At 70.1% G+C, this 22,989-nt stretch carries 24 protein-coding genes and 1 tRNA gene; 6 read left to right on the top strand and 19 right to left on the bottom strand.

Annotation, left to right across the window (positions count from 1 at the left end):
* Positions 1-174 precede the first annotated feature (174 nt).
* Positions 175-265: transfer RNA gene (locus tag AB2L57_RS01485), tRNA-Ser, on the bottom strand.
* A gap of 201 nt (positions 266-466) precedes the next feature.
* Between AB2L57_RS01485 and AB2L57_RS01480 the strand changes: the two genes are divergently transcribed.
* The 3 genes from AB2L57_RS01480 to radA all read left to right on the top strand — a co-directional run bounded on the left by AB2L57_RS01480 (position 467) and on the right by radA (position 4,343).
* Positions 467-1,843, top strand: coding sequence for an MFS transporter (locus tag AB2L57_RS01480; protein WP_409048660.1), 1,377 nt, complete (start codon positions 467-469; stop codon positions 1,841-1,843).
* A gap of 89 nt (positions 1,844-1,932) precedes the next feature.
* Entirely contained in the window at positions 1,933-2,886 is a 954-nt protein-coding gene (locus AB2L57_RS01475) for an L-lactate dehydrogenase (protein WP_409047902.1), read from the top strand.
* 107 nt (positions 2,887-2,993) lie between these two features.
* Positions 2,994-4,343 (top strand): DNA repair protein RadA, encoded by a 1,350-nt coding sequence (gene radA / locus AB2L57_RS01470; protein WP_292813345.1) that lies wholly within the window; start codon positions 2,994-2,996, stop codon positions 4,341-4,343.
* Positions 4,344-4,404: 61 nt separating this feature from the next.
* On the opposite strand, the gene AB2L57_RS01465 is transcribed toward radA, so the two are convergent.
* The 4 genes from AB2L57_RS01465 to AB2L57_RS01450 all read right to left on the bottom strand — a co-directional run bounded on the left by AB2L57_RS01465 (position 4,405) and on the right by AB2L57_RS01450 (position 8,966).
* Positions 4,405-4,818 carry a dehydrogenase gene (locus tag AB2L57_RS01465; protein ID WP_292813343.1) on the bottom strand — a complete coding sequence of 138 codons (414 nt, stop codon included), beginning with the start codon at positions 4,816-4,818 and terminating at the stop codon, positions 4,405-4,407.
* Between the two features lie 46 nt (positions 4,819-4,864).
* Positions 4,865-5,572 (bottom strand): hypothetical protein, encoded by a 708-nt coding sequence (locus AB2L57_RS01460; protein WP_292813341.1) that lies wholly within the window; start codon positions 5,570-5,572, stop codon positions 4,865-4,867.
* Between the two features lie 84 nt (positions 5,573-5,656).
* The gene (locus tag AB2L57_RS01455) at positions 5,657-6,163 is read right to left on the bottom strand and encodes an amino-acid N-acetyltransferase (RefSeq protein ID WP_409047901.1); all 507 of its coding nucleotides are present in this window, start codon (positions 6,161-6,163) and stop codon (positions 5,657-5,659) included.
* A gap of 277 nt (positions 6,164-6,440) precedes the next feature.
* The gene (locus AB2L57_RS01450) at positions 6,441-8,966 is read right to left on the bottom strand and encodes an ATP-dependent Clp protease ATP-binding subunit (RefSeq protein ID WP_409047900.1); all 2,526 of its coding nucleotides are present in this window, start codon (positions 8,964-8,966) and stop codon (positions 6,441-6,443) included.
* Between the two features lie 169 nt (positions 8,967-9,135).
* Between AB2L57_RS01450 and AB2L57_RS01445 the strand changes: the two genes are divergently transcribed.
* Together AB2L57_RS01445 and AB2L57_RS01440 are read left to right on the top strand one after the other, a co-directional pair.
* The gene (locus tag AB2L57_RS01445; protein ID WP_292813336.1) at positions 9,136-9,861 is read left to right on the top strand and encodes a hypothetical protein; all 726 of its coding nucleotides are present in this window, start codon (positions 9,136-9,138) and stop codon (positions 9,859-9,861) included.
* Positions 9,858-10,088 carry a helix-turn-helix transcriptional regulator gene (locus AB2L57_RS01440; protein ID WP_292813333.1) on the top strand — a complete coding sequence of 77 codons (231 nt, stop codon included), beginning with the start codon at positions 9,858-9,860 and terminating at the stop codon, positions 10,086-10,088. The genes AB2L57_RS01445 and AB2L57_RS01440 overlap by 4 nt, the downstream gene beginning before the upstream one ends.
* 201 nt (positions 10,089-10,289) lie before the next feature.
* Here the strand turns inward: AB2L57_RS01440 and AB2L57_RS01435 are convergent, their stop codons facing one another.
* From AB2L57_RS01435 to AB2L57_RS01415, 5 genes are all read right to left on the bottom strand, one after another.
* Positions 10,290-10,700 carry a hypothetical protein gene (locus AB2L57_RS01435; protein WP_409047899.1) on the bottom strand — a complete coding sequence of 137 codons (411 nt, stop codon included), beginning with the start codon at positions 10,698-10,700 and terminating at the stop codon, positions 10,290-10,292.
* Positions 10,697-11,284: a hypothetical protein gene (locus tag AB2L57_RS01430; RefSeq protein ID WP_409047898.1), complete on the bottom strand. Its 588-nt coding sequence runs from the start codon at positions 11,282-11,284 to the stop codon at positions 10,697-10,699. The genes AB2L57_RS01435 and AB2L57_RS01430 overlap by 4 nt, the downstream gene beginning before the upstream one ends.
* A 205-nt stretch (positions 11,285-11,489) precedes the next feature.
* The gene (locus AB2L57_RS01425; RefSeq protein ID WP_409047897.1) at positions 11,490-12,215 is read right to left on the bottom strand and encodes a hypothetical protein; all 726 of its coding nucleotides are present in this window, start codon (positions 12,213-12,215) and stop codon (positions 11,490-11,492) included.
* A 125-nt stretch (positions 12,216-12,340) separates the two neighbouring features.
* On the bottom strand, positions 12,341-13,798 hold the full coding sequence (cls, locus tag AB2L57_RS01420; RefSeq protein WP_409048659.1) for a cardiolipin synthase: 1,458 nt from the start codon (positions 13,796-13,798) through the stop codon (positions 12,341-12,343).
* Positions 13,799-13,883: 85 nt separating this feature from the next.
* Positions 13,884-14,087, bottom strand: a complete 204-nt coding sequence (locus AB2L57_RS01415; RefSeq protein WP_292813323.1) for a hypothetical protein — start codon at positions 14,085-14,087, stop codon at positions 13,884-13,886.
* Positions 14,088-14,219: 132 nt separating this feature from the next.
* Between AB2L57_RS01415 and AB2L57_RS01410 the strand changes: the two genes are divergently transcribed.
* On the top strand, positions 14,220-15,383 hold the full coding sequence (locus AB2L57_RS01410; RefSeq protein WP_409047896.1) for a DUF4192 family protein: 1,164 nt from the start codon (positions 14,220-14,222) through the stop codon (positions 15,381-15,383).
* Between the two features lie 6 nt (positions 15,384-15,389).
* Here AB2L57_RS01410 and lysS read toward each other — a convergent pair whose 3' ends face one another.
* The 9 genes from lysS to folP form a co-directional block, all read right to left on the bottom strand.
* Positions 15,390-16,910, bottom strand: coding sequence for a lysine--tRNA ligase (gene lysS / locus AB2L57_RS01405; protein ID WP_409047895.1), 1,521 nt, complete (start codon positions 16,908-16,910; stop codon positions 15,390-15,392).
* Positions 16,911-16,975: 65 nt separating this feature from the next.
* On the bottom strand, positions 16,976-17,845 hold the full coding sequence (panC, locus tag AB2L57_RS01400; RefSeq protein ID WP_292813317.1) for a pantoate--beta-alanine ligase: 870 nt from the start codon (positions 17,843-17,845) through the stop codon (positions 16,976-16,978).
* On the bottom strand, positions 17,842-18,564 hold the full coding sequence (locus AB2L57_RS01395) for a DUF2520 domain-containing protein (protein ID WP_292813315.1): 723 nt from the start codon (positions 18,562-18,564) through the stop codon (positions 17,842-17,844). The genes panC and AB2L57_RS01395 overlap by 4 nt, the downstream gene beginning before the upstream one ends.
* The gene (locus AB2L57_RS01390; protein ID WP_292813312.1) at positions 18,561-20,204 is read right to left on the bottom strand and encodes a PH domain-containing protein; all 1,644 of its coding nucleotides are present in this window, start codon (positions 20,202-20,204) and stop codon (positions 18,561-18,563) included. The genes AB2L57_RS01395 and AB2L57_RS01390 overlap by 4 nt, the downstream gene beginning before the upstream one ends.
* The gene (locus AB2L57_RS01385; protein WP_292813309.1) at positions 20,201-20,788 is read right to left on the bottom strand and encodes a PH domain-containing protein; all 588 of its coding nucleotides are present in this window, start codon (positions 20,786-20,788) and stop codon (positions 20,201-20,203) included. The genes AB2L57_RS01390 and AB2L57_RS01385 overlap by 4 nt, the downstream gene beginning before the upstream one ends.
* On the bottom strand, positions 20,736-21,254 hold the full coding sequence (locus AB2L57_RS01380; RefSeq protein ID WP_292813307.1) for a DUF3180 family protein: 519 nt from the start codon (positions 21,252-21,254) through the stop codon (positions 20,736-20,738). Before AB2L57_RS01380 ends, AB2L57_RS01385 begins: the two co-directional genes overlap by 53 nt.
* Complete coding sequence (gene folK, locus AB2L57_RS01375; protein WP_292813304.1) at positions 21,251-21,829, bottom strand: 2-amino-4-hydroxy-6-hydroxymethyldihydropteridine diphosphokinase; 579 nt, start codon at positions 21,827-21,829, stop codon at positions 21,251-21,253. The genes AB2L57_RS01380 and folK overlap by 4 nt, the downstream gene beginning before the upstream one ends.
* Positions 21,826-22,194, bottom strand: a complete 369-nt coding sequence (folB, locus tag AB2L57_RS01370) for a dihydroneopterin aldolase (RefSeq protein ID WP_292813302.1) — start codon at positions 22,192-22,194, stop codon at positions 21,826-21,828. Before folB ends, folK begins: the two co-directional genes overlap by 4 nt.
* On the bottom strand, positions 22,182-22,979 hold the full coding sequence (gene folP, locus AB2L57_RS01365) for a dihydropteroate synthase (RefSeq protein ID WP_409048658.1): 798 nt from the start codon (positions 22,977-22,979) through the stop codon (positions 22,182-22,184). The genes folB and folP overlap by 13 nt, the downstream gene beginning before the upstream one ends.
* Between the last annotated feature and the right edge of the window lie 10 nt (positions 22,980-22,989).

Raw genomic sequence — 22,989 nt, 5'->3', positions numbered from 1 at the left:
CATGTGCGCCCGGCCGTCCCGCCTCCTCCAGGCGGCACCGATGCCTTCCGTGTGCGGAATCGGCAAGCGGGTGCGGGTGGGTGGCGAGGGAGTGGATGTGGTGACGACGTGGTGACCGGTTCAAGTCCTTAACCGCCTTCTGGCCCGGATTTCCGCAGAATTCCGGGCCAGAGCTGGCGGTGACGGTGGGATTTGAACCCACGGTAGGGGGTTACCCTACACAACTTTTCGAGAGTTGCACCTTCGGCCGCTCGGACACGTCACCGCCGAGAAGTTTACGTCACGAACGCGCAGCCCGCGAATCGATCGCCTCGCCGCGCCTTCACCTGTCCCGACACGCGAGTCGACAGCATCCACACTCGCACAACGCGACAGGCGAGCAACCGGCGCCTCCGCACGCGCCTCCGCACACCCCCCCGCCCCACCCCCGCACCTCCGGGCGTAAGTTGGCGACGTGAGCAGTTCCATGGCCGTGCGCGAACGCCTCGTGCTCGGCATCGCGGTGCTGGCGTCGGTCGTCGCCTTCCTCGACGGCACGATCGTCAACGTCGCGTTGCCGGCGATCGAGCGCGAGCTCGGGGGCGGGCTCGTCACGCAGCAGTGGGTGGTGGATGCCTATCTCATCACCCTCGGATCCCTGATCCTGCTGGCGGGCTCGGTCAGCGACGCCTACGGCCGGGTGCTCGTGCTGCGGATCGGCCTGATCGGCTTCGCCATCGCGTCGGTCGCGATCGCGGCGGCCCCCGACCCGCTCGTGCTCATCATCGCGCGCGCCGCGCAGGGGGCCGCGGGCGCCTTCCTCGTGCCGAGCTCGCTCGCGCTCATCACGTCCACCTTCCGCGATGCCGCCCAGGGCCGCGCGATCGGAATCTGGACCGCACTCACCACCGCCGCGACGATCGCGGGGCCCCTCGTGGGCGGGCTGTTCGTCGATCTGCTGTCGTGGCGCTTCGCCTTCCTGATCAACATCGTGCCGATCGGAATCACCCTCGTGCTGCTGCACCGGCTCGGTCCCGACAACGCGCGGCGACCCGACGCCCACATCGACTGGCTCGGCGCGACCCTGTGCACGCTCGGTCTCGGTGCGGCGGTGTTCGCGCTGATTGAGCAGCCGAACCTGGGCTGGTCCCACCCCGGCATCTGGGCGCCGCTGATCCTCGGGATCGTCTTGTTCGTGCTGTTCCTGCTTCGACAGCGCACGACCCGCTCACCGATCCTGCCGCTCGACCTGTTCCGCGCCCGCAATTTCTGGACGGGCAATGTGGCGACGGCCTTCGTCTACGGCGCGCTCGCGCTCAACGGGCTCGCGGTGGGCGTCTACCTGCAGCAGGGCGCGGGCCTGAGCGCCACGCTTGCAGGGCTCGCGAGCCTGCCGGCGACGGTCATGATGGTCCTCCTCAGCTCGCGCATCGGCACCCTCGCCGGCCGGATCGGGCCGCGCCTGTTCATGACGCTCGGCCCGGCCGTGATGGCCGCGGGCAGCCTGCTTCTGCTGAGCGTCGGCACCGATTTCTCCTACTGGACCCAGGTACTTCCGGGCATGGTCGTGTTCGGGCTGGGCCTCGCGATCACCGTGTCGCCGCTCACGTCGGCGATCCTCGGCGCCATCGAACCGGAGCGCGCGGGCATCGCATCGGCGGTCAACAACGCGGTCTCACGCGTCGCGGGTCTCATCGTGGTCGCCATGCTCGCGCTCATCGTCGGCGGCGCGCTCGATCTCGACGGCTTCCACCGCGCGGCGATCGCCACCGCGGCGCTCATGACGGCGGGCGCGGTCGTGTCGTTCCTCGGCATCCGCAACCCCGCACGAACTGCTCCCGACCCGCAGCGCACCGGTGGCTGATCGCTTCGTGCGCGAGGGAGGGGATGCCGTCATCCACCCGCCCGCGCAGCGCCTACCTTCGCCGCGGCCGGTCCTGCCAGACTGAACCCATGGCCTTGATCGAGAACTCCAAACTGACCGTCGTCGGAGCCGGAAGCGTCGGCTCCTCCACCGCCTACGCCGCCCTCATCAGGGGCTCGGCCCGCCACGTCGCCCTCTACGACATCGCGACCGAGAAGGCCGAGGCCGAGGTTCTCGATCTCGCTCACGGCACCCAGTTCACCGGCGCGAGCGACATCTCAGGCGGCAGCGACATCTCGGTCGTCGAGGGCTCGCACGTCGTCATCATCACGGCAGGCGCCAAGCAGAAGCCCGGACAGACACGCATCGAACTCGCGGCGACCAACGCCGGCATCCTCAAGACGATGATGCCGCAGCTGCTCGAGGTCGCCCCGAACGCCATCTACGTCATCGTCACCAACCCCTGCGACGTGCTCACGGTGCTCGCGCAGGAGCAGACCGGTCTGCCGCCCGAGCAGATCTTCGCGTCGGGCACCGTGCTGGACACCTCGCGGCTGCGCTGGAAACTCGCCGAACGCGCCGGCGTCGCAACCTCGAGCGTGCACGCCTACATCGTCGGCGAGCACGGCGACACCGAGTTCCCGCTGTGGTCCAAGGCCACGATCGGCACCGTCCCGATCCTCGAGTGGGAGGCCGGAGGCCGCCCGCGCATGAGCGTCGAAGAGCTCGACCAGATCGCGATCGACGTGCGCGACGCCGCCTACAAGGTCATCCAGGGCAAGGGGGCGACGAATTACGCGATCGGGCTCTCGAGCGCCCGCATCGCCGAAGCGATCCTGCGCGACGAACACGCCGTCATGCCGGTCTCGCCCGTGCTGCACGACTTCCACGGCGTCGACGGCGTCGCCCTCTCGGTGCCCTCGCTCGTCAGCGCGAGCGGAGCCGTGCCCATCCGCGAGACCTCCTTCGCGCCCAACGAGCTCGAGCTCTTCCACGCCTCGGCCGACGCGCTACGCGCCGTCGCCGACTCCCTGCGGGACTGAGACACGGGCACGGGATGCTGTGGCCACAGCATCCCGGACCGCCTACGCGGTCGCGCCCGGCGGTGCGCCAGGAAACGAATGTCGGGGCCTGCGCATAGCCTCGATCCATGGCCACCCGACGCCCCGCTCCTACCGACTACACCTGCACCGAATGCGGGTGGACCACCCTGAAGTGGGCCGGGCGCTGCGGTGAGTGCCAGCAGTGGGGCACGGTCGTCGAGGCGGCGCAGCGGACGGGCATCCTGCGTGGCTTCGCGGCTGTCGCTCCGGTCGCTGATCGCGCGGCCCGGCCGATCACGCAGTTCAGCACGACCGAATCCCCGCGGCGCCCGACCGGGGTGGGCGAGTTCGATCGCGTGCTCGGCGGCGGCATCGTGCCCGGCGCGGCGATCCTGCTCTCGGGCGAGCCCGGCGTCGGCAAGTCCACCCTGCTGCTCGAGGTGGCCGCGCAGTCCGCGCGCGACGGGCACCGCGTGCTGTACGTCAGCGCCGAGGAGTCCACGGCCCAGGTGCGGCTGCGCGCCGAGCGCACGGGCGCGCTCCACGACGAGCTGTACCTGGCGAGCGAGACCGACCTTGCGACCCTCATCGGTCAGGTGGATGCTGTCGCCCCGGGCCTGCTGATCGTCGATTCCGTGCAGACCGTGTCGTCGTCGCTCAGCGAGGGGCTCGCGGGTCACCCCAGCCAGGTGCGCGAGGTCGCCGCCACCCTCATCCGCATCGCCAAAGAACGGGCTCTTCCGGTCATCATCGTCGGGCACGTCACGAAAGACGGCTCCATTGCGGGGCCCCGCCTGCTCGAGCACCTCGTCGATGTCGTCTGCCACTTCGAGGGCGATCGACAGACCGCGCTCCGATTCGTGCGGGCGCTGAAGAACCGGTTCGGGCCCACCGACGAGGTCGGCTGCTTCGAGATGACGGGCGACGGCATCGCCGAGGTGCCCGATCCGTCCGGCCTCTTCCTCGGCAAGGGCGACCCGGTCAGCGGCACGTGCGTCACGATTTCGATCGAGGGCAGGCGGGCCCTGCCCGTCGAGGTGCAGGCGCTGGTCATCCCGTCGTCGACACCCAACCCGCGCCGCGTAGTCAACGGGGTCGAGTCTTCACGCGTCGCGATGATCCTCGCGGTGCTCGAGCGCCGCGCGGGCATGCAGTTCGGCCAACGGGACGTCTACGTCTCCACCGTCGGCGGCGTCAAGCTGACCGAGCCCGCCGCCGATCTTGCCATCGCCCTCGCGATCGCGAGCGCCACGAGCGATCGCGCGCTCGCGCGGCGCTCCGCCGCGTTCGGCGAGCTCAGCCTCTCGGGTGAGGTGCGGCCCGTCTCTCACGGCCCGCAGCGCCGCTCCGAGGCGACACGGCTGGGCTATCGCACGCTGATCGACGCGTCCGCGGGCGACATCGCCCTCGCACTGGGCACAGCCGGAGTTCTGCCCTCGGGCGCACGATCCGCGTAGGCCCGCAGCCGATCGGCGCTGGCGTTGCTCGACGGCTGACGCACGGGGGCTCAGGCCGCGCTCAGCCCACGAGCGCCGCGATCAGATCATCCGGCGATGCCTGCATCGGGTGCGGCCCCGCGATATCGAGAAAGACCGTCGTGATGGTCTCGCGGTGGGTGCGCAAGAACGCAAGGAGCCACCCCGGGGATTGCAGACCGACCGCCGGTGGCAGGTTCTCGGGCTTGTTCAGCGCATCGCTGAACAGCAGAAGCGCGACCTGCCCCGTGTCGGGGTCGCGGAAAGTCCAGACCTCGCCGGTGTCGAGCGGGTTGTCGCGGGCAGTGGGCTTCATCAGGGGCACGACGGTGTTGCCGTTGCGAAGCGCCAGCGCGACGGCGGCCATGTCCTGCTTCTCGAGCGCCTGTGCGAGCGCCTCCGAACGGAACTGCACCGAGGCCTTTCCCTTTTTTCTGCGAGAGGATGCCGGGGCCATCACTCCAGCGTAGCCGCGACGCCGCAGCATCCCCCGAGGCGATCGCTCAGTAGAGGAAGATCTGCTTGGTCGAGAGCCCCTCGATGCCGCCGATCGAGACCGCGACGTGGAACGACGCCCCGCCTCCCGGCGCCTGGGGGCGATCCCCGTCGCACGTGTCGACCGACGAGCGGGTGCGATCCCACGCGATGGGCGTGGCGCTCTCGACGACCTGACCGGCGGACAGCGTGACGACCATGTCGGACGGCTCACTCTGGCAGTCAGTCGATCGCCACCACGTGTCATCCCCGCTGGTGACGGTGTAGACCTGCTGTGTCGTGCCGACGTTCAGCGAGCATGCCTCGGCACCGCGGTTGGTGAGGCGGAGGGAGATCTGCGGCTGCTCGCCCGCCGCGTAGCTCTCCTTGTCGGTGAGCGGCTCGACGAGCACGTCGCCCGCCGTGCACGCCTCGACCTCGGCGGGTGGGGCATCTTCGGGCTGCACCGAGGCGTCCGGCATCGCATCGCCGGGGTTCACGGCGGTCGCCGTGGGCGAGGATTCGGGCGACGGCGTCGGTGTGGCGGACGGCGATGACGAGGCCGACCGGCTCGGCGACGGGGCGGGGTCCGACGTGTCCGCCGCGCCGCTCCAGGGCTGGGCGATCAGCAGCCAGACGACGGCGATGATGGCCACCGCGGCCACGATCAGCACGAGCCGCCGGCGGCGGTACACGGCGGGCGAGTGCCGCCTCGAGCGCGGCTGGTCGGACATCATGCCCCCAGGGTACGTCGAGGGCATGCCGAGATCCCGACGGCACGCCCCGCACGCGTGCGGCTCGTCGGCGCACGGATCGACAGCTCAGTCGAGCGTCTTGAGCATGCGCGTGTTGCCGAGCGTGTTCGGCTTGACGTGCGCCAGATCCAAGAACTCCGCAACGCCCTCGTCGGGACTCCGCAGCAGCTGCGAGTACACGTCCGGGTCGACCACCTGCTCGCCGATCGGGTGAAAGCCGCGCCGTGCGAAGAATTCGACCTCGAAGGTCAGGCAGAACAGTCGCCGCAGGCCGAGCGCACGCGCCCGTTCCTCGAGCTGATCGACGATGCCGCGCCCCACCCCGCGGTGCAACCAGCCCTCGGCGACGATCAGGGTGCGCACCTCACCGAGGTCCTCCCACATGACGTGCAGCGCCCCGCAGCCGATCAGGGTTCCCTCGGCGTCCTCGGCGACGACGAACTCCTGCACCGATTCGTACAGCACGACGAGGTCCTTGCCGAGCAGGATCCGCTGCTGCACGAACGGCTCGAGCAGGTCCCAGATGCCGGCGACGTCGCCCGTGCGCGCCGCGCGCACCGTGAACTCAGCCATCCCCCCAGCGTAGGGGCCGCGCCGCGCCCCACACCCGACCGCGGGTGGTGGGTCGCCGGCGGTCAACACTCCGGAACGATCCTCTGCCGCGGGGGCGTCGGCGGCACTTCCAGCCCGGAATCGGGCTAATGCTCCGGAATGTTGTCCGCCGCGGCTGCAGCACGACCGCCTCCGACGAGGGTGCACGACCCGTCGTGTCCGCCGGCATCCCGGAACGACGAAGAGCGGATGCCGAAGCATCCGCTCTTCGCGTCTCCGGGGCCGAGCCCCGAGCAATTCAGTCGTTCGTGATCGCGAGATCGGGTGTCGCCGCGATCTCGCCGGCCGCGCCGACTCCGACGGCGACCTTCTCGCCGCGCGGGGCGACGTCGAAGGTGAACTGCCCGTTCTCGGCGCCGACCTTGATGTGGTCACCCGAGTTGAGCTCACCGTGCAGGATCTTCTCGGACAGCCGGTCCTCGACCTCGTGCTGCATCGCGCGGCGCAGCGGCCGAGCCCCGAGCGTCGGATCGAACCCGATCTCGATGAGGCGCTCCTTGGCGGGCACCGACAGCTCGATGGTCATGTCGCGGTCGAGCAGGCGCTCGGCCAGACGCTTGGTGAACAGATCCACGATCTGCACCAGCTCAGGCTTGGACAGCTGCGGGAACACGATGACATCGTCGAGCCGGTTGAGGAACTCGGGCTTGAAGTGGCGCTTGAGCTCTTCGTCGACCTTGCCCTTCATCCGGTCGTAGCTGGTCTGGGCGTCGCCCTCGACCTGGAACCCGACGGGTCCACCGGCGATCGCCGACGAGCCGAGGTTGGTCGTCATGATGATCACGGTGTTCTTGAAGTCGACGACGCGGCCCTGACCGTCGGTCAGTCGACCCTCCTCGAGGATCTGCAGCAGCGAGTTGAAGATGTCGGGGTGTGCCTTCTCGATCTCGTCGAACAGCACGACCGAGAACGGCTTGCGGCGCACCTTTTCGGTGAGCTGGCCGCCCTCTTCGAACCCGACGAATCCCGGAGGGGCACCGAACAGACGCGAGACGGTGTGCTTCTCCCCGAACTCCGACATGTCGAGCGAGATCAAGGCGCCCTCGTCGTCGAACAGGAACTCGGCGAGCGCCTTGGCCAGCTCGGTCTTTCCGACACCCGTGGGGCCGGCGAAGATGAACGAGCCCGAGGGGCGCTTGGGGTCCTTGAGGCCCGCGCGCTGACGACGGATCGTCTTCGAGAGTGCCGCGATCGCCTCCTCCTGGCCGATGACCCGCTGGTGCAGCGCCTTCTCCATGAAAACGAGGCGACTGGTCTCCTCCTCCGTGAGCTTGAAGACCGGGATGCCGGTGGCCTGTGCGAGCACCTCGGCGATCAGGCCCTCGTCGACCACGGCGTGGGAGGCCACATCACCCGAGCGCCACTGCTTCTCGAGGCGCAGGCGCTCGGCGAGGAGGGACTTCTCCTCGTCGCGCAGCGATGCGGCCTTCTCGAAGTCCTGCTCCTCAGAGGCGAGCTCCTTCTGCTCGCGCACCTTCGCGATCTTCTCGTCGAACTCCCGCAGCTCGGGCGGCGACGACAGGATCGACAGGCGCAGGCGAGCGCCGGCCTCGTCGATCAGGTCGATCGCCTTGTCGGGCAGGAACCGGTCGCTGATGTACCGGTCGGCGAGGTTCGCGGCGGCGACGATCGCACCGTCCGTGATCTGCACCTTGTGGTGCGCCTCGTACCGGTCACGCAGACCCTTGAGGATGTTGATCGCGTGGGGCAGGCTCGGCTCCGCAACCTGGATCGGCTGGAAACGGCGCTCCAGCGCAGCATCCTTCTCGAAGTGCTTGCGGTACTCGTCGAGCGTCGTGGCACCGATCGTCTGCAGCTCTCCGCGGGCGAGGAGGGGCTTGAGGATCGAGGCCGCGTCGATCGCGCCCTCGGCGGCACCCGCACCCACGAGGGTGTGGATCTCGTCGATGAAGACGATGATGTCGCCGCGCGTGCGGATCTCTTTCGTGACCTTCTTGAGGCGCTCTTCGAAGTCGCCGCGGTAGCGGGATCCGGCGATGAGGGAGCCGAGGTCGAGCGAGTAGACCTGCTTGTCCTTCAGCGTCTCGGGCACATCGCCCTTGACGATGGCCTGGGCGAGGCCCTCGACGACCGCGGTCTTGCCCACGCCGGGCTCACCGATCAGCACGGGGTTGTTCTTGGAGCGACGCGAGAGGATCTGCATGACCCGCTCGATCTCCTTCTCGCGCCCGATCACGGGGTCGAGCTTGTTGTCGCGCGCGGCCTGCGTGAGGTTGCGGCCGAACTGGTCGAGTACCGCCGATCCACCCTGCGCGGCCTGCTGACCCTCGTGCGCGGCCCCGCTGACGGCGGCCGGTTCCTTGCCCTGGTACCCGCTCAGCAGCTGGATGACCTGCTGGCGCACCTTGTTGAGGTCGGCGCCGAGCTTGACGAGCACCTGCGCGGCGACGCCCTCGCCCTCGCGGATGAGTCCGAGCAGGATGTGCTCGGTGCCGATGTAGTTGTGGCCGAGCTGCAGAGCTTCGCGCAGCGACAGCTCGAGCACCTTCTTGGCGCGCGGCGTGAACGGGATGTGACCCGTCGGCTGCTGCTGCCCCTGGCCGATGATGTCCTGCACCTGCTCGCGCACGGCGTCGAGCGAGATACCCAGGGACTCGAGGGCTTTGGCGGCGACGCCCTCGCCCTCGTGGATCAGCCCGAGCAGAATGTGCTCGGTGCCGATGTAGTTGTGGTTGAGCATCTTCGCCTCTTCTTGGGCGAGCACAACCACTCGACGGGCACGGTCGGTGAATCTCTCGAACATCTCTGACTCCTCGGCATTGGCCGTGACGCCACTTCTGGCGCATTACATCGAGGGTAACGAGCGGGCGGATGCTGTGTGCCCGTGTTCGCCGTGGGCGTGACGCCGTGAGGGGTTGACGCGCGCGGCGCCTGTGCATATTGTTTTTCGATAATAACGACTATCGATAAGCATGAGCGACAAGAGAGCACCGATGGCCCCCACACCCGCCGCGACCGCACCTCGCGGTCCGTCCGCCCTCGAGCGCTCGATCGCCTTCGCACTCACGGTCATCGCCGTCATCGGCATCGCACTCACCCTTCTCGCCGGCCTCTTCGTGATCGGGCTCAACGCCGCAGGCCGGACCGTGACGGTGCCACTCGTTCCGGATTCGCTGCGACAGCCCGATCTCGGGATGAGCCCGGACGTGGTGTGGACGATGTACGACGCCGTCCGCGTTGTCGCACTCGACCCGCCGCTCGCCAGCCGGCTGCTGCGCATCGGGGGGTTCTGCATGTACGGCCTGCTGATCGTCTCCGCCTGCGTGATCGCCATACTGCTGTGCCGTCGCCTGCTTTCGGGCCGCCCCTTCTCTCGAGGCGCGGCGCCCGCGATCGGAGGCTTGGGCCTGCTCTGCATCGTCACCGCCGCCATCGCACCCGCTCTTCTGCTGGAGGGCGACTACCTCGCGGTCGCCGATCTGGGTTTGCGAATGTTCGACCCCGGAACGACGAGCTATCTCGACGCCGGCTCTCCGGCAGATGCCGAAGCACTGTGGCCGGAGAGATTCGACCGGCTCGGGGTGGTGCTGACGCGCACCAACTGGCTGCTTGCCGGCATCGGTGGGATCCTGCTCATCATCGCGGTGGCATTCCGACGAGGTCTGGCGCTGCAGCGAGAAGCGGACACCCTCGTATGACCCCTGTCGACGACGAGGGCCCCTCCGGCATCCACTGTCGCCTCGACGAGTTGCTCGCCGAGCGCGGTATGACGCTGACCCGGCTGTCGGAGCTCGTCGGCGTGTCGATCGTCAACCTCTCGGTGCTCAAGAACGACCGCGCTCGCGCGATCCGCTACTCGACCCTCGCCGCGATCTGCCGGGCGCTCGATTGCGACGTGGGTGACCTGCTCGTCATCGCCGAGTGACAAGCGGCCGGCCCGCGGATGCTCGGCTGTCGCAAGATGCGGGTCCGCAGCATCCACACCCGCACAACGCGACAGGCGAACATCAGGCCCCCCGAATTCCGCTGTCGCAAAATGCGGGTCCGCAGCATCCACACCCGCACAACGCGACAGGCGAACGATTGATGCGCGGCGCGAGCCGCGGCCGCGTGGGCCGCGCGGGCGCTACGTACGCGAGTCGATCGCCGCACGGACGCGCTGCGTGACGACGCCCTGCATCGAGAAGATGTGCGTCCTCGTCGCCCGGATGATGCGCCAGCCTTCCTCGGCGAGGCGATCCAGGCGATCCACGTCGTGCGCCCACTGACCGGCGTCGGTCCGGTGGTGGTCGCCGTCGTACTCGACGCCGATGCGCAGGTCGGGATACGCGAGGTCGAGGCACGCGATGAAGCGGCCGTCCGCGTCGCGGACGTCGTGATCGAGCATGGGTTCCGGCAGCCCGGCGTCGACGAGGATCAGCCGCAACCAGGTCTCGCGGCGCGACGAGGCGCCCGTCCGCACGCGCGGCAGTGCCTCGCGCAGCGCGCCGATGCCGACGCGGCGCCCCGAGGTGACCGCGGCAGCCAGCTGCGTCACGGTTGCGTAGCCTCGGTGCGCGCGCCAGGCGCAGGCTCGAAACTGCCGGGCATCCGCGGAATGCGCACCAGGTGATCCGCCGCGGCGACGAGGTCGTAGGGATGCTGGAGCACGGCCCCGAGCATCGCCCAGGTCGTCGCGGGGCTCGCGACCCGCAGCGTGTGCAGGGGGTGAACCCACGCCGACCCGAGGTGCGCCGCGATCTGATGCCCGCGGATCCCCGCGCCGCGCGGCGCCCGTCCGGGGGCGAGCATCCCGACGTCGAGGATCTCGGTGACCGTGCCCGTCGGCAGCGGCACACCCCACATCACCGCGGCGGTGATGTGGGTGAAGAAGGCCTCGTCGCTCATCCGCATGCCGTACTGTCGCGCCCGTCGCATCAGGTCGAGTTCTGCACGGCGTCCGGCCGAGAACCTGTCATCCTCTTCGGCGGGCGGGTCCGTCCGAGCGGGGTCGGTGCGTACGCCGCGGTACGGCTTCGTCAGGTCGCGCGCGCGCAGGCGCGACGCTGACACACCGGCCTCTCGCGCCTGTTGCACATTGAAGATCTCGCCCAGGCTCGCGGGTAGGTCGGCACGCTGCACACTCGCAGTGTGCCCCGCGCCACGCCGGATCCGCCGAAGTTATCCACAGGCGCCGCAACGATGCCCCACGGATGCTCGGCTGTCGCGAAATGCGGGTCCGCAGCATCCACACCCGCACCAAGCGACAGGCGAGCGCCAGAGACGCAGCCCGCGCGCACGAGCGAACGCACACGCGGGCGGCGCCGTTGCCGCCCGCGCGCGACGGTCAGTTGGAGCCGTAGATCGGGATGCGGGTGCCCGCGAATTCGTCGCCGTCGAGCACCGCGGTGATGCTGTCTTCGGCCTCGAGACCCTCGACGAACGCGAGGGTGGCGCGCGGTGCCATGTCCATCGTGCAGACCTGGTCGGCCGGGGGCGTCTCGAATGTGACGGTGACCTCATCGGCAGCCGTCGGCGCGACCCCGGAGATGACGGGCGCGCATGTCGACGAGCCCCATGTCAGCAGCGCGAAGACGCCGTCCTCATCGGTCCATCCCGCACTGGGCGCGTATTCTGCGGCGGTGTTGGTCGGGTCGAGCCCCGGCACGCCCTCGAGATCGGTGTCGCCGACGATGCCCTCACCGGTCACCTCGATCTCGAGGTCCTGCGTGGGGTCGACGGCCTCGGGCACGCCCACGAGCGTCACACGGGGGGCCTGATCGGCGGTGCAGGGTGTGTCGCCCTCGACCTCGATGAGCTCGACCACCAGCGCGCCGTTGTCGAGCATCGCGGTCTCGCCGGCGGTGGGCACGCACGAAGAGCTGCCCCACGTCACGAGCCCGATCATGCGGCCTTCGTCGAGCCAGGCGGCGTCGACCTCGATCTCGGTCGTCTCGTCATCGCTCGGTGCCGTCGAGGTGCCGCCGGTGGTGGCGGGCGTCGATGCGCACCCGACGAGGGCGACGGCGAGCGCCGCGATCCCCAGTCCGATGCGTGCTGTGCGCGCAGTCATTCTCGATCCCTTCTCGACGCGGATGCCTCTCTCCACGTCGCCCGACGCGTTCGCGCCCGTCTCATCTTGACGGACGAGTCTGGGCTCACCCAGCGAAGTCGGTGACGGGCCGATAACGATCCGCGCTACTGCAGCGCGGAAGTCAACCGGGCGAGGTTGTCGAGCACGGTCGAACGCAGTGGCTGCTTCTGCCACTCCTCGAGCGTGAGCTCGCGGCTCAGAGATCGGTACTGGTCTTCGACCTCGCGCATCTCGTCGACGAACTCGGCTCCGCGCACGAGCAGCGAGATCTCCATGTTGAGACCGAACGAGCGCATGTCCATGTTGCTCGAGCCGATGACCGCGATCTCGTGGTCGACCGTGAGGCTCTTCGAATGCAGGATGTAGGGCCTGCGGTACATCCAGATCTTCACGCCCGCGCGCAGGAGTGCCTCGTAGTAGCTGCGCTGTGCGTGGTAGACGATCGCCTGATCGCCCTCCTCCGAGACGAACAGCTCGACATCGATGCCGCGATGGCAGGCCGACACGATCGCCAGCAGCAGCGCCTCGTCGGGGACGAAGTAGGGGCTGACGATGATGATGCGGTGCTCGGCGCCGTAGAGCAGCCCGAGGAAGAGCTTGAGATTGTTCTCGGCGTCGAATCCGGGGCCCGAGGGCACGATCTGGCCGTCGAGATCGCCCGGGCCGGCGCGCAGATGCTCGAGATCGAACTCCGTGGTGAGCGCCTCGTCGGTCTCGCTGTACCAGTCGGAGAGGAACACGGCGTTGATGCTCGGCACGACCGGGCCCTCGACGCGCACCATGAGGTCGACCCAGTGGAGCCCGCGCTTGATGTTGCGCTTGAGGTTGTAGGTCGAGTCGGTGAGGTTCTGCGAGCCCAGGAACGCCACGATGCCGTCGACGACGAGCAGCTTGCGGTGGTTGCGCAGGTCCGGGCGCTGCCACTTTCCTTTGAGCGGCTGCACCGGCAGCATCAGGTGCCAGATCGCGCCCATCGCATCGAGGCGACGCAGGGTGCGCTTGTAGAACGGCTTGCCGCGGTTGGCCCAGTGATCCAGCAGCACGCGCACCACGACGCCGCGGGCGCATGCCTCCTCCATGGCGCGGAAGAAATTGTCGGTCGCGTCGTCCGACTGGAGGATGTAGAACTCGACGTGCACGTACTCCTTGGCCTGGCGCACCGCCTCGGCCATCGTGTCGAGGCTCTCCTGATAGTCGGAGATCAGATGCGCCGAGTTGTCGCCCGCGAGTGGCATCGCGCCGATGTTGCGGTTCATGCGGACGAGGTTGTTGAACCACGTCGGGGCGTCCGGGCGCAGAGTGCCGAAGTCGAGGTTCTCGGTCGCGTCATGGATGTAGTCGTTGATGCGCTGCTGCTTGCGGCGCCGCGCGCGCGGCAGCTTCGGGTTGCCGATCAGGAAGAACAGCAGCAGCCCCACGATCGGGATGAAGTAGATCGCGAGCAGCCACGCCGTCGCCGACGTCGGGCGCCGGTTGCGCGGGATCACGATGATCGCCCAGACGCGGATCGACAGATCGAAGATCAGCAGGGCGAGGACGGGCCAGGTCAGGTCGATATCGATGACGAGCACGTGATTGCCTCCGCTGAGTTCTGGTTCAGCGTATCGGTGCGCGAGGCCCTCGCCGGATGCACCGCGGCACGGCGGGTCAGCGCGAGGAGGCGGCCGGCGGCGCGTCGTCCGTCAGCGGAGGAAGGCCCCGCTTGGCGCGTTCCTCGGCCTCGATGCGCGCGTAGACGCGGCGCTCCGTGCGATCCATGCGCAGGATGCCGCGCAGGACGAAGAAGAAGACGACACAGACCGCGGTGGTCGGCAGGATCGCCCACACGACCGCGACCCAGTATCCGTCCACCTGCCCAGGATACCCGCCGGGGCGCCCGGGCCGGTCGGAGACGACCCCTCCCCCGCACCGTCTGGGCAGCATCCATCCCCATCCGCCGCCTCGCGCCGGAGCATGCGAGCGCCCGGCCAGCATGCTGGCGCGATGCAGACCGTGATCAAGGCAGCCGATGCCGCCGACTTCCTCGCCCTCGTGCCCGCCCTCGCCGGCTACCACCCCCGGCGCAGCCTCGCGCTGGTGCTCTTCCGCAAGAAGCGCACCGCCGGTGTCATGCGCCTGGATCTGCCGGCTGACACCGATCTCGTCGACCGGGACGCCTACGCCTCCACCGCGATCGGGCTGGCGTGCAAGGTGCCCGACGTCGACGGGGTGGCGGTCGTGGTCTACACGGATGCTGGCTACCGATCCGCGGGGGATGACCCGCTCATCACCGGCTCGGCCATCGTCGATGCCGTCGAGACCCACGCCCACGCCTGCGGCCTGCGCCTGGTGGACGCCCTCTGCGTCGCATCCGACGCCTGGGGCTCGTACCTCGATCCCGACTTTCCGCGGGAGGGACGCCCCCTCGCCGAGATCTCCTCCCGCGCGGCCGACCTGCCGCTGCCGGCTCCCGCGGAGGACCAGGGGACGCAGCTCGCCCTGCCGGTGGTCGATCTCGCCGAGAAGGAGCGGGTCGCCCGTGCTCTGCTCGCCATCGAGGACTACGCGACACGGCTGCTGTGCGAGGCCGCCGCGCCGCCCCCGACTCCCGGCCGCCGCGGGCGCCCGGGCTCTGCCGCCTCGCTCGATCCGCGCGCGATCGTCGCCATGGAGGCGCTCGATGACATTCCGCAGCTGCTCGAAGATGCGCTGGGCATGACCGCCGAAGACCTCGACCCCTTCGCGTCCGCGGCTCTGATCTGGTGCCTCGCGCGCCCCGCGCTGCGCGATGTTGCACTCGCACAGTGGTGCGACGGCATCGTGGCGGGCGATCTCGCTCTGGAGGCGCAGCTGGAGTGGCAGCGCGGCGGCGAGTATCCCGAAGACGGGGCGCGGCGATTCATGGGCGAGGGTCCGCGCCCGGATCCGGATCGCCTGAAGCGTGCGCGCGATCTCGTGCGTGCTCTCGCGGCGCGCACGCCGCGGGATCTGCGTCCGGGTCCGCTCGCGGCGCTGGGCTGGCTGAGCTGGGCGCTGGGCCAGTCCAGCCACGCCGCGTGGTACTCCGACCGCGGGCTCGAGATCGACCCGGAGCACGGCATGTGCCAGATCGTGCGCACGCTGGTCCGCGCCGGCCACCTGCCGGAGTGGGCCTTCGAGCGGCCGTGACGCGGGCTACTTGACCAGCGGAAAGAGGATCGTCTCGCGGATGCCGAGACCCGTGATCGCCATGAGCAGCCGATCGATGCCCATACCCATACCGCCCGAGGGCGGCATCCCGTGCTCGAGCGCACGCAGGAACTCCTCGTCGATGCGCATCGCCTCGACATCCCCGCGCGCGGCGAGCGCCGCCTGCTCGACGAACCGCTCACGCTGGATCACCGGATCGACCAGCTCGGAGTACCCCGTGGCGAGCTCGAAGCCGCGGACGTACAGGTCCCACTTCTCGACCACGCCCGGAATGCTGCGGTGTTCGCGCACGAGCGGGCTGGTGTCGACGGGAAAGTCCATCACGAAGGTGGGGCGCGTCAGCCCGGTCTTGACGAAGTGCTCCCAGAGCTCCTCGACGAGCTTGCCGTGGGTCGCGTGCGGCGGCTCCTCGACTCCCGCTTCGGCCGCGAGCGTCTGCAACTGCTCGAGCGAGGTCTGCGGAGTGATCTCGCGACCCGCGGCCTGCGACAGCGACTCGTACATCGAGAGCCGCTCCCACTCGCCGCCGAGGTCGTACACGGTGCCATCGGCCCACGTCACGGTGGTCGAACCCGTGACGGCGATCGCGGCATCCTGGATGAGGCGCTGGGTGAGGTCGGCGATGCCGTGGTAGTCGGTGTACGCCTGGTAGGCCTCGAGCATCGCGAACTCGGGGCTGTGGGTCGAATCAGCGCCCTCGTTGCGGAAGTTGCGGTTGATCTCGAACACCCGCTCAAGACCTCCCACCACCGCCCGTTTGAGGTAGAGCTCTGGCGCGATGCGCAGGTACAGCTCGGTGTCGAAGGCGTTGGAGTGCGTCACGAAGGGTCGGGCGCTCGCCCCGCCGTGCTGCACCTGCAGCATGGGCGTCTCGACCTCGACGAAGCCGCGCGCGGCGAAGGTGGCGCGCAGGCTCGCGTTGACCCCGGCGCGCGCGAGCACCGTGCGTCGGGCCTGGTCGCGCACGATGAGATCGAGGTAGCGGCTGCGCACCCGGCTCTCTTCGCTGAGTTCGGTGTGCAGGTTGGGCAGGGGCAGGATCGCCTTGGCAGCGACCGACCACTCCTCGACCATGATCGACAGCTCACCCCGGCGGCTCGAGATCACCTCGCCCGCGACGAAGACGTGGTCGCCGAGATCGACCAGCTCCTTCCAGCGCTGCAGCGACTCCTCGCCGACGCCGGCGAGCGAGATCATGGCCTGGATCCGGCTGCCTCCGCCCGCCTGGAGCGTCGCGAAGCAGAGCTTGCCGGTGTTGCGACTGAAGACGACGCGGCCGGCGACACCCGCCCGCTCGCCGGTCTGCGTGTCGGGCTCGAGGTCGCCGTAACGCGCCCGCAGATCGGCGATCGCGTGGGTCACGGGCACCGACACCGGATACGCCCCACCCGCGGCATCCGTGCGCTCGTGCATGAGCCGCGCGCGCTTGTCGAGGCGCACCGCCTTCTGCTCGAAGACGTCGTCGTCGGGCGCCGCGACGGCGGGCAGGGCGGAAGGCTCGGTCATGCGTGGGGGCTCCTTGCGAAAGTCGCGCCCAGTCTACCGGCGGGCCCGCGGGCTCCTTCGGGCGATCAGCCGATGTAGATCTCGGCGTTGTCGATGAAGCGGCTGCCCGCGACCGATGCCGCGATCAGCGCGAGCGCCGGGCCCCGGTGGCCCTCGTCGACGGGGAGAAAGGTGTCGGGGTCGACGACGGAGAGGTACTCGAGGCGGATGCGGGGTTCGCCCATCAGCGCCGACTGGGCGGCCGCGATGCAGGCGTCGACACCGCGGTCGGCGTTGGATGCTGCCGCCTCGAGCGCTCCGGGGAGCTTCGCCGCCGCGGCGAGGTCCCGCTCCTCGAGCATGCCCACCCGCGTCGACACGGGCAGGCCGTCATCGCCACGCACGGTGTCGACGGTGAGCAGACGCACACCGAAGAAGAGATCGCGGACCATCCGCCGGACGAGGAAGACCCGTTGCCGGTCCCGCAGCCCGTACACCGCGATGTCGGGATGCACGAGCTGGAACAGCTTGGCCTCGACGGTGAGCAGCCCGTCGAAATAGCGGGGGCGGGCGCGTCCCTCGTAGCGCAGGCCGAGGTCGCCGGCCGTGACACGGGTCGTGTCGACACCCCCGGGCAGCAGCTCATCGACCGTCGGGGCGAAGACGACATCGACCCCGAGCGAGTCCAGCAGCGCGGCGTCCGCATCGGGGGTACGGGGGTACGCCTCGTACTCGGCGGTCGTGGCGAAGCGCAGCGGGTTCACGAAGATCGACACCACGACGATGTCCGCGCTCCGACGTGCGAGCTGGATGAGATCGAAATGACCCGCGTGCAGCGCGCCGACGGTGGAGATGAGGGCGACGGTCGGTTCTGCCTGTGCGGCGCCGCCCGTCGCTCGGGCTGCGGCTCTGGCCTCGGCCAGTCGGGTGCGCAGCCCGTCGATGGTGCTGATCATCCTTGGATGCTATCGCCCGGAGGATCCTCGCCCACGGTCTCGGGTCGTCCCGCCTCGGCCAGGGCGTGGTCGACGGTCGAGCGCACGAGCGCGGAGAGGAAGCCGCCCGGGTTGTGCACGCCGATCCCCGACAGCAGCGTCGTGGACTGGCGCACGATCGCCCGCGAGAACGCGGTGGCCGTCTCGATCGCCTCGGCGTAGGCGGCCCGGTCGACCTCGTCGACGACGACGGGCTCGAGGCCCATCTCGACGGCGAGCGCCTGCGCGATGGGCAGCACGGCCGCGGGCGCGGTCACCCCCGCGTAGCCGGCCTGCAGCTGACGCAGATCGATGCTCGTGCCGGTGAAGGTGATCGCGGGGTGCACGGCTAGCGGGATCGCGCCTCGCAGGGCGGCCGGTCGCAGCACGTCGATGCCGAACGACGGATCGGTGTGCAGCACCAGCTGCCCGACCTGCCACGCCTCGATGGCCGCGAGTCCCGCGACGAGATCGGCGAGCTGATCGTGCGGCACGGCGATCACGACGAGCTCGCTGCGCCGGACGACCTCCGCCGCATCGAGAACGGGCACGCCCGGCAGGATCGCCTCGACCCGGTCGTCGTCGGATCCCGAGGTGATGCCGGTGATCGCGTGCCCTGCTCCGCCGAGCGCGGCCCCGATGACGGGTCCGACCTTGCCCGCTCCCAGGATGCCGACCCCGAGCCGCCCCGAGCGGGTCACGACGGTTCCCCCTCGGGCGATGGTGCCGCGGCCGGGGTGTCGTGCACATCGTCACGATCGGGCGCATCCGGGGTCGACGCCGGAGCCGCGCCGTCGAGGTGTGCTGCCCAGCGATGGGACGCGTCGGCATGGGAGGCGGCGCTCGCGCGGGCCGCGACATCCTGAAACGCGGTCATGACGTGCTCGCGCGCGACCGCCGCGAGATAGCCGTAGACCGGGCCGGCCACGGTGTGCGGCCGCAGATTGGCGACGGCGACCGCACGATCGATCGGCCCCTGGTGCACCGCGACGGACTGGAGCCGGGCGAACGGGAAGATCGCGAGACTGCGCCAGATCACCCCGCGCCGGAGCAGCAGCGCGCCGGGAGTGAGCAAGAACCCGTTGCGCTTCCACGAGAACGGGCGCACGAACCATGCACGCCGAGGCGTGACGGTGTAGGGGTCTTCTGCGCCGGGGCCGAGGATCCCCTGGTCGAACACCAGCGGCCAGTCCGCATCGGGCATATCGGGCAGGATCAGGCGCAGCACGCGCTCGACGTCGGCCCGCTGCCCCACCGGGAGCACCGTCGTGAAGGCGTCGGTGGAGGTGTCGGCCGCGCTGCGGCCGGTGATGCGGTTGATCTTGATCGTCCACCAGCCGAAGGGGCGCCAGAAGATCGACTGGCGCACATCGACGGCGTGCACGCGACCGGGCGGGATGATCTCGGTGACGGTCGTGAACAGCCCGAAGGTGACGCGCAGGCCGTTCGGCGTCGGGGCGATCGAGTAGCGCAGGGATTTCAGGATCTGCGAGACCCAGTAGGCGCCGAAGCCGAGGATCGCGGGAATGAGACCGAGCAGCACCCAGGGCGATCCGACGATGCTGCCCACGACGGCGACGCCGATCATCGCGAGCAGGCCGATGGTGCCCCCGCCGAGCACCTGCGAGGCGATGAGGCGGCCGGCGGGGATGTGCACGACGCTCTCCGGTTCATCGACGGGCCCCTCCGCGCCCTCGATGAGACCGGTGATGCCCTGCGAAACCGTGCTCGCCACGGCGTTCGTCAGCCCCTGGCGGGACTGCTCCGCCCGGCCCGCGGCCGAGAGCTGACGTCCGGAGGCCAGGCGCAGGATGTCGGCGCGCACCCGCTCCGCGTGCGTCGTCGTCAGATACTCCAGCCGCACGTTGGCATCGGCGCCCGCGCCCACCACCTCGAGCTTGGCCAGCCCCACCAGGCGACCCACGAGCGGGCGGGTGAGGTTCACCCCCTGAACCCGGTCGAGCGGCGCGCGCCGGTGCGAGCGGAACACGATGCCCTGACGCACCTCGACGTCATCGTCGGTGATGCGGAACGTGTGGAACCGCCACGAGAGGTAGAACCAGCCGATCAGCACGATGAGCACCGCCAGCACGGCCAGGGATGCGCTCAGCAGCAGCCCGCGCTCCAGCACCCAGTCGACGGGGTCGCCGCTGCTCCACTCCTCGCCCTCGGGCAGCTCGGGCAGAAGCCCCGGCAGGAAGATGCCGACGAGACGGTCGCGCAGGTTGGCGATCACGATGCCGACCACCACGACGAGGAAGAGCCCGCCCTTCAGGAGCGGGGTCAGCGGATGCAGCCGGTGCCACTCGCCGTCGCTGAGATCGCTGCGCGGATCGGTCACAGCCCGGTCCGGCGGGTCTCGGCCACCTCGATGAGCACGTCCCGCAGGTCTTCTGCCGCCTGCTGCGGCAGGCCCGGGATGACGACCCCCGTGACCGCGGCGGCGGTGACGAGCTTGAGCTGGGCGATGCCGAATCCGCGGTCGAGCGGCCCGTGGGTGATGTCGACGAGCTGCATGCGGCCGTAGGGCACGGCCACGAGACGCTGCCACAGGATGCCGCGCCGGAAGACGAGGTCGTCCTCGCGCAGGCGGTAGCCGATCGACCGCGCCTGGCGCGGCATGATCGCGAGGGTCCAGACGAGGATCACGGTGAGGATGCCGCCGGGGATGAACGCCCAGCGCTGGTCGAAGACCAGGCCGACCACGAGCATCGCCGCGACGACGATCAGCAGCATCGTCCCTGTCGAGATGAGCTGGACGGTGACGTACTTCGGCGAGATCTGATGCCACGCGCCGTCGTCGAGCGCGAGCCGGGCGCCGCCGCGCGGTTCGACCAGGCGCGCGAAGGCGTCGGCGTCGAGCGAGGCCGGATCACCAGGGGTGGGCGGTGTCTCCTCCGGCGGCGGGCTGGGGAGGTTCGTCATCGTCGTCCTTCCGGATGATGCACATGTTCTCGGCGACGAGCGCTGCCACGACGAGCACCGCAGCGGCGATGACCGTCGCGGCGACGGCCCCCACCGAGCCTAACGGCGGCGGCACCGGGCGGGTCAACAGGAAGGTGAGCAGACCCAGTCCCGCGCCGCCGACGGCGGCACCCACGATGCTCGAGGCCTTCGCGAGGATCGCGATCCGCAGGGCGCGGAAGGGGTCGATCGGCGCCGCGGGCGTGGCCGGGGCGGCCGAGACGGCGCGCGGGGGGCGCGTCGCGCGCCGGATGGGCAGAGCGAGGAGCACGACCACGACGGCCAGCAGCGCGAGCATGATCGGCAGCGAGATCGAGGGGGTGAACGTCGGTCGCCCGGTCGAGGTCAGCGCCTGGTCCAGGAGGAAGCCCGCGAGCCCGCCCAGCACGGCCGCGACGACGAGCACGAGCGGCTTGGTGCGGGTCACGTGCTCGCGCCCGCCGCGTCCTCGCGGCCGCCGCCGGGACGTTCTCCGTCCGGGCGCAGCGCCGCGAGCAGATCGGCGACCCGTCCGCGGCCGACCAGCACCGCGTCGGGGTCTGCCTCGAGCCAGGGCCCGAGCACGAAGTCGCGCTCGGCGGCGCGCGGATGCGGCAGCACCAGTGCGGGATCGTCCGAGACGACGTCGCCGTAGGCGATCAGGTCGAGATCGAGCGTGCGATCCCCCCAGCGCACGCGCCTCTCGCGTCCCGCCGCGGTCTCGATCCCGTGCAGCAAGCCCAGCAGCACACTCGGGGCCAGGCGCGTGGTCACGAGAGCGACGGCGTTGAGGTAGGCGGGCGCGGACTCGTCCGGCCCGTCGACGGTCACGGCGACCGACTCGATCACGGGCGAGAGGGTGACGGCATCCACCAGCGGCAGCCGCGCGATCTCGCGCACCGCCGCCTCGAGGATCCCGCCGCGATCGCCGAGATTGCTGCCGAGGGCGACGACCGCCGTCACGGGCGGCCGCTCGGATGCGGCATCCACCGGCGGCAGCCCCTGGGCGAGACGGCGGCTCATGCGCGGGCCCGTTCGATCGCGACCGACACATCGCTGAAGGATGCCTCGATAGGCGCCTGCGGTTTGTGCACGACGACGCGCACCGAGTCCAGGCGCGGATCCTCGAGGACGGTGTCGGCGATGCGTGCGGCGAGCGTCTCGATGAGGGACACGGGTTCACCGCCGACGACCTCGACGATGCGCTCGGCGAGCACGCCGTAGTGCGCGGTCTCGGCGACGTCGTCGGTCTCGGCCGCCCGCGTCGTATCGAGGCGGAGCACGACGTCGACCACGAACTCCTGACCCTGCGCGCGCTCGAAATCGAAGACGCCGTGGCGCCCGAAGGCACGAAGCCCCGTCAGCGCGATCTCATCTAGCCTGCCCACGCGTCCCCCGCCTTCCACGCCTCGCCGACCGCGAGGGCATCCCGTGTGGCCGCCGCGTCGTGCACGCGCACCGCCCAGACCCCGGCCTGAGCGGCGAGCACACTCGTGACCGCGGTCGCCGCGTCGCGTCGCCACTCGCTCGGTTCGTCGCCCAGGACCGTCTGCAGAAACCGCTTGCGGGACGTGCCGACAAGCACCCGCGGCCCCAGCGCCACCAGACGGGCGATGCCGTGCAGCATCCCCCAGTTCTGCGCCGCCGTCTTGCCGAAGCCGATGCCGGGATCGAGGATCACCCGCGAGGGCGCGATGCCGGCGGCCGCCGCCGCGCGCAGCCGCTCGTCGAGCTCGGTCGTCACGTCGCGGGCGACGTCGCGGTACTCCGCCCGCGCGTACATCTCGGCTGACGGCCCGCGCCAGTGGCCGAGGGCGATGTCGGCGGTCGTCTCGGCGACGGCTTCGAGCATGTCGGGGTCGGCGAGGCCCCCCGAGACGTCGTTGACGATGCGCGCGCCCGCGGCGACGGCGGCCGCCGCGGTCGAGGCGTTCATCGTGTCGATGCTGACGGTCACGCCTCGCTCGGCGAGGGCTGCGACGACGGGCAGCACACGATCGAGCTCGACGTGCGGCGGCACACGGTCGGACCCGGGCCGCGTCGACTCGCCGCCGATGTCGATCATCGCGGCCCCGTCACGCACCAGCTCGAGCGCGCGATCGATCGCGCGCTGTGGATCGAGGTAGCGACCCCCGTCGCTGAACGAGTCGGGCGTCGCATTGACGATGCCCATGATCAGGGCG

Origin of the sequence: Microbacterium sp. HA-8, from assembly GCF_046111165.1 — a bacterium.
Classification (GTDB): Bacteria; Actinomycetota; Actinomycetes; order Actinomycetales; family Microbacteriaceae; genus Microbacterium.
This window is presented reverse-complemented; position numbering and strand designations above follow the sequence as displayed.